Source organism: Sandarakinorhabdus oryzae, assembly GCF_009733735.1.
GTDB classification, from domain to species: domain Bacteria; phylum Pseudomonadota; class Alphaproteobacteria; order Sphingomonadales; family Sphingomonadaceae; genus Sandarakinorhabdus; species Sandarakinorhabdus oryzae.
In genome coordinates, this window is sequence record NZ_WNJP01000161.1 from 1 (window position 1) to 6,043 (window position 6,043).

Below are 6,043 nucleotides of genomic sequence, written 5' to 3' on the forward strand. Positions count from 1 at the left end.
CCGGCAGCACCAGGGGCGGCAGCGGTGCTGGCGGGCCGGGCGTGGAGGCGGCCAACGCCGGCCCGGCCAGCAGCAGCGCCAGGCTAAGCGGTGCGGAACGCATTGCTGATCGGATAGCGACGGTCACGGCCGAAGTTGCGGCGGCCGATCTTCACGCCCGGCGGCGCCTGCCGGCGCTTGTATTCGGCGATGTAGAGCAGCCGTTCGATGCGGGCGACGGTGGCGGCATCCAGTCCTTCCGCGATCAGGTCGCTGGCCGAGCGTTCCTGTTCAACCAGGCCATAGAGGATGCGGTCGAGCAGGTCGTACGGTGGCAGGCTGTCCTGATCCGTCTGGTTCTCACGCAGTTCGGCGGTGGGCGGCTTGGTGATGACATTGGCGGGCATCACCGGGCCATCGGGGCCCAGGCCAAGGCGCGGCTTGTTGGCATTGCGCCACGCGCTCACCTTGAACACGGTCGTCTTGTAGAGATCCTTCAGCACCGAATAGCCGCCGGCCATGTCACCATAGATGGTGGCATAGCCGACGCTCATCTCGCTCTTGTTGCCCGTGGTGAGCAGCATCGGGCCAAACTTGTTCGAAAGGCCCATCAGCGCCAGGCCGCGGATGCGGGACTGGATATTCTCCTCGGCAATGTCGCGCGGGCGGCCGTCGAACAGGGGGCCGAGCATCGCGTCGAACGCCGTCATCGCCGGTTCGATGCGCACCGTGTCGAGCCGGCAGCCAAGCAGCCGCGCGCATTCGGCGGCATCATCCAGGCTGTTCTGGCTGGTGAACGGGCTGGGCAGCATCACGCACCACACGCGATCGGCGCCGAGCGCATCCACGGCGACAGCAGCCGACAGCGCCGAATCAATGCCGCCCGACAGGCCAAGCACCACACCGGGGAAGCGGTTGCGGTTCACATAATCGCGCAGGCCCACCAGCATGGCGTGATAGACGTCGGCGGGGTCGTCATCCTGCGGGCTGATGTCGCCGGGTGCGCAGGTCCAGCCCTTGTCTTCCCTGTTCCACTCCGTCAGACGGATGGTCTCGTCCCAATCCGGCAATTGGTGGGCCAGCGTGCGCGTGGCGTTGAGCACGAAGGACGCGCCGTCAAACACCAGCTCGTCCTGCCCGCCAACCCGGTTGAGATAGATGAGCGGCAACCCGGTTTCGACAACGCGGGCGACGGCGAGGTTGAGCCGGCGGTCATCCTTGCCGACCTCGAACGGGCTGCCGTTGGGCACGATGATGATTTCCGCGCCGGTTTCGGCCAGGCACTCGCACACGTCCGGCGTCCACATGTCTTCGCAGATCGGCACGCCGATGCGCACGCCGCGCAGGGTGAGCGGGCCAGGCAAGGGCCCCGCCGCAAACAGCCGCTTTTCATCGAAGGTGCCATAATTGGGCAGGTCATGCTTGCGGGTGATGCCAGCGATGCGGCCGCCATCCAGCAGCAGCATGGCGTTGTACAGCCGGCCATCCTCGGCCCACGGCGCGCCCACCAGCAGCGCCGGGCCCGCGTCGGCGGTGGCAGCGGCGAGCCGCTCCACCTGCGCTCTGGCGGCATCAACCAGCGCGGGCTTGAGCACCAGATCTTCCGGCGGATAGCCGACGATGGAGAGTTCGGGCGTGACCAGCAGGTCCGCCCCGGCGGCGGCGGCGCGCGCCGTCAATATGGCATCGGCATTGCCGGCCAGATCGCCCACGCTGGCGTTCAGCTGGGCAAGGGCGATGATGAGCCTGTCGGTCATGGGCGCCGCGATACAGCGGATTTGCGGATCAGGCCAGTCGGGTGCGACCCGTAAGCGCCATGGCGGTCTCCAGCTCGGCGCGCAGCAGTTGCAGCACGTGGGCCACGCCGGCCTGGCCGCCCGCGCCCAGTCCCCACACCCAGGGCCGGCCGATCATCACCGCCGCCGCGCCCAGCGTCACATAGCGCAGCACATCAAGGCCGGAGCGCACGCCGCCATCGGCCATGACCGGGATGCAGCCGCCGAGCCGGTCCATGATTGCCGGCAGGGCGCGCGTGGCGGACAGGGCGCCGTCCAGCTGCCGCCCGCCGTGGTTGGAGACCACGATCGCATCCGCGCCATGCTGCACGGCCAGCGCCGCATCATCGGGGTGGAGAATGCCCTTCACGATCAGCGGCCCCGGCCACAGCGAACGCACCCAGGCCAGCCGATCCCAATCGGCGCTGGCATCGAAATTGCGCGCGATCCAGCCGAGATAGTCGCTCAGCGGCGCTTTCGCGCCCACGAGCCCGGTGAGATTGCCCATCGCCACCGGCCCGCCGAGCAGCCCGACATCAATCGCCCAGCCCGGCCGCGCCGCCACCTGGGCGGCCCGGTGCAGCATGCCGGCCAACCCCGGCGCGCCGGTGAGGCTGGAGCGCACATCACGATAGCGCGCGCCCGGCGTTGGCAGATCGACGGTGAGCACCAATGCCGGGCAGCCCTGCGCGCGCGCTTCGGCGATCATGGCTTCGTTCGCCGCCTTGTCCTTGGTCAGATAGAGCTGGAACCACGGCGCCGCACCGCCGCCTTGCGTGACCTCTGCCAGGCTGCACACCGAGACGGTGGAAAGCGCCATCGCAATGCCTGCCTCGCGTGCGGCGCGCCACGCCTGCACCTCGCCGCGCCGCGCATGCAGCCCGCCGAGTCCGACGGGTGCCAATACCACCGGCATGGCCAGCGCCTGCCCCAGCAATTTCACCTGCGTATTGATGCGCGACACATCCACCAGGACGCGCTGATCAAGCTGGATCGCGGCCAGATCGGCGACATTTGCCGCCAGCGTCTGCTCCGCGTAGCTGCCGCCATCGGTGTAATCAAACAGGAAGCGCGGCACCCGCCGGCGCGAGGCAGCGCGATAATCCGCGATGCTGGCCAGCCTCACTTGGCCGCCTTCGCCGCCGCCACCTGGTCTTCCACGCTCTTCAGCAGCGCCGGCACGTCGTGCACGATGCCGTCGCGGATGGTCCAGCGGATGCCGCCCTTCACCACCGTCTTCTGCGTCGCCTCGTCCAGTCGGGCAAAGCCGGTGCCATAGAGCGTCTTCAGATTGGCGAGGGGGTTCTCCGGCACCACGATCAGATCGGCGCGCATGCCGATGCGGACCAGACCGAAATCCGGCTCGCGGCCCTTGGGTTCTTCCAGCGTGCGAGCGCCGTTGATGGTAGCGGCCTGGATCACCTCCAACGGCGCAAAGCCGGCTTCGCGCAGCAATTCCAGTTCCAGGATATAGCCGAAGCCCCAGGTCTGCCAGATGAAGCCCGGGTCACTCCCGGTCGTCACCCGGCCACCCATATTCTTGTAATCATTCACCAATTGCATGTAGCGCGTGTAGAAGTGCCGCCATTCATATTCGCGCTCGCTGGTCCAGTCGAAGAAATAGCTGCCGTGGTTGTCGCGGTTCGATTCAAAGAACTTGGTCAGGCTCGGCAGCGTGTAGCGATCATGCCATTCCGCCCGCTGCGCCCGCATCAGGTCGCGGCTGGCGCTGTAGATGTTGAAGGTGGGATCGAACACCACACCGGTCGCCTTCTGCGCCTTCAGATAATCCACCCACTCGGGCCCACCGGGCTCATAGATCTGGTCCCAGATCTCGGCGATGCCGCCAAAGCGCTTCTGCTCGTCGTTGAAATTATAATCGGCCGGCGTGTCCTGCACCCGCCGATCCTTCAGAAGACTTTCAAAATGCCCGTAAAAATGCGTGATGGTCCCCAGGCCGGCGGCCGCCGCATCGCGGGCGTTGAACTCGGCGATGTTGGGTTGGGACAGGTGGGCGACGGTGCCCAGTCCCAGCTTCTTCGCCTCGGCAATGGCGGCCTTGTCGATCTCCGGCGTTTCGTCGCCGCGGTTGAAGAACTTGATGCCATCGATGCCGGCACTCGCCGCCCAGCGCACCCATTCGCGCGCCTTTTCCGGTGTGGTGACGCGCCCGCCCTTCCAGCCGGCGTTCGCACCACTGCCAAGTGTTTGATAAACATAAAGGCGTGGGCTGATGATCTCGCCCGCCGCCGCGCGCCGGCGCTCGTCAAACGCCCGCGCCACGTCGCCGCCAAAGAAGGACACGCCGCGCACCGTCGTCACCCCGTGCGCCAGCCACAGCCGCCAGGCATAGCTGGGGTCGTTCATCTTCTCGGGGTCGCCATTGTGGCCGTGCACGTCCACGAAACCGGGGAGAACATACATTCCGGTGGCATCCAGTTCCCGCGTGGCGCCAACCGGTGGCCGGCTTGTGCGCATCGGTAGCCCGGGGGTGCCCGCGCTGCGGATATCGGTGATGCGGCCGCCGTTGATGATGATGTCGGCCGGGCCGTATGGGGGCCCGCCGTTGCCGGGGATGATGGTGGCGCCCCGGATCACCAGCGTTTCATAGGGCCCGGCGGCCAGCGCGGTGTCGCGCGGCGGGGTGGGCTTCATCTGGGCACTGGCAGAACCGGCCAGCAGGGCCACAGCGATGGCGATCACGGCTTTCATCATTTCCCCCCTGTTGCCCGCAGCATAGACGCCCGCTCAGCGTCCCGCTAGGCTGCGGCAATGGATTGGATTGCACCCATTGCCATCGGCTATCTGCTCGGCTCGATCCCGTTCGGGCTGTTGCTCACCCGGATGATCGGCATCGACATCCGCCAGGTCGGCAGCGGCAACATCGGCACCACCAACGTGCTGCGCACCGGCAACAAGGGGCTGGCCGCCGCCACGCTGCTGCTGGATGCAGGCAAGGGCGTGGCGGCGGTGGTGATCGGGCGGCAATTGGGTGGCGAAATGGGCGGGATCGTGGCCGGCACCGCGGCGTTCATCGGCCATTGCTTCCCCGTCTGGCTCAAGTTCCGCGGCGGCAAGGGCGTTGCGACGATCTTGGGCATCACGCTCGCCGCCGCCCCGCTCGCCGGAGTCATTGCCCTGGCCACCTGGCTCGGCGGCGCGCTGGCCACGCGTTACTCCAGCGTTGGCGGCATGCTGGCCGCCATCGCCTGCCCGATCGCGGCCTGGTTTCTGGCGGGCGAATGGGCGCCGGGGTGGAGCGCCCACCTCGCCCTGCTGGCCGCGCTGCTGATCTTCCAGCATCGCGAGAATCTCGCCCGCCTGCGCGCCGGCACCGAATCCAAGATCGGGCAAAAGGCCAAATGAGCCTGCCTTCGGATGCAGTCTCGCGGCTGCGCCTGATCCGCACCGATTCGATTGGCCCGGTCACCTATCGCCAGCTCATCGCCCGTTTTGGCGACGCCGAAACCGCGCTGAAGGCGCTGCCCGATCTCGCCCGGCGCGGCAATCGCACCATCACGCTCCACCCCGAAGCCGAAGCGCTGGCCGAACTCGAAGCCGCAGCCCGGCTGGGCGCGCAGCTGCTGTTCACCGGCACCCCGGATTATCCCGCGCTGCTGGCGGGCACCGAAACCGCCCCGCCCGTGCTTTATGCGCGGGGAGACCTCGCCCTCTTCGATCGGCCCGCGGTGGCCATCGTTGGCGCCCGCAACGCCAGCGCAGCGGGCACGCGCTTCGCCCGCCAACTGGCGCTTGATCTGGCAGAGGCGGATTATGTCGTCGTGTCCGGCCTGGCGCGCGGCATCGATGCGGCGGCACACGCGGCGGCGTTGGAGCGCGGCACCATCGCGGTGGTCGCCGGCGGGGTGGATGTCGCCTATCCGCCCGATCACGCCGATCTGATGGCGCGTATTGCCGAACAGGGCCTGGTGATCGCCGAACAGCCGCCAGGCGTCGAGCCGCAGGCCCGCCATTTTCCGCGCCGCAACCGCATCATCGCGGGATTGAGCTCCGGCACCATCGTGGTGGAAGGCGCGCCCAAATCCGGCAGCCTGATCACGGCGCGCATCGCGGCCGATCTGGGGCGGGAGGTGATGGCCGTGCCCGGCTCCCCGCTCGATCCGCGCGCGCAGGGCTGCAACCTGCTCATCCGCGAAGGCGCCACGCTGATCCAGACGGCGGCCGACGTGCTGGAGGCGCTCTCCACCCTCTCCGGCCAGCCCGCGCTCCCGCTGAACGTCGCCGAGCCGCTGCCCACCCCCGCCGCCACGCCCGATCCGGCCGCCCGC

5 protein-coding genes are annotated in these 6,043 nt (G+C 68.2%); 2 read left to right on the top strand and 3 right to left on the bottom strand.

Annotated features, from left to right (window positions below; translation table 11 throughout):
• Positions 1-83: 83 nt before the first annotated feature.
• From GJ693_RS13005 to GJ693_RS13015, 3 genes are read right to left on the bottom strand one after another with little or no spacing between them, the layout of a single operon-like run.
• Positions 84-1,736 carry an NAD+ synthase gene (locus tag GJ693_RS13005; protein ID WP_156256715.1) on the bottom strand — a complete coding sequence of 551 codons (1,653 nt, stop codon included), beginning with the start codon at positions 1,734-1,736 and terminating at the stop codon, positions 84-86.
• Between the two features lie 28 nt (positions 1,737-1,764).
• Positions 1,765-2,880: an L-lactate dehydrogenase gene (locus GJ693_RS13010; protein WP_156256716.1), complete on the bottom strand. Its 1,116-nt coding sequence runs from the start codon at positions 2,878-2,880 to the stop codon at positions 1,765-1,767.
• Positions 2,877-4,469, bottom strand: a complete 1,593-nt coding sequence (locus GJ693_RS13015) for an amidohydrolase family protein (protein WP_235902889.1) — start codon at positions 4,467-4,469, stop codon at positions 2,877-2,879. Before GJ693_RS13015 ends, GJ693_RS13010 begins: the two co-directional genes overlap by 4 nt.
• Positions 4,470-4,526: 57 nt before the next feature.
• On the opposite strand from GJ693_RS13015, the gene plsY reads away from it, so the two are divergent.
• Together plsY and dprA are read left to right on the top strand one after the other, a co-directional pair.
• Positions 4,527-5,120, top strand: coding sequence for a glycerol-3-phosphate 1-O-acyltransferase PlsY (gene plsY, locus GJ693_RS13020; RefSeq protein WP_156256717.1), 594 nt, complete (start codon positions 4,527-4,529; stop codon positions 5,118-5,120).
• Positions 5,117-6,043: DNA-processing protein DprA (dprA, locus tag GJ693_RS13025; RefSeq protein WP_156256718.1), on the top strand; the 927-nt coding region annotated here is incomplete at its 3' end. The genes plsY and dprA, both read left to right, overlap by 4 nt.

What these genes read in the sequence shown, in the direction of transcription:
- GJ693_RS13005 (WP_156256715.1), bottom strand. Translation starts at nt 1,736, where the DNA reads ATGACCGACAGGCTCATCATCGCCCTTGCCCAGCTGAACGCCAGCGTG.
- GJ693_RS13015 (WP_235902889.1), bottom strand. Translation starts at nt 4,469, where the DNA reads ATGATGAAAGCCGTGATCGCCATCGCTGTGGCCCTGCTGGCCGGTTCT.
- plsY (WP_156256717.1), top strand. Translation starts at nt 4,527, where the DNA reads ATGGATTGGATTGCACCCATTGCCATCGGCTATCTGCTCGGCTCGATC.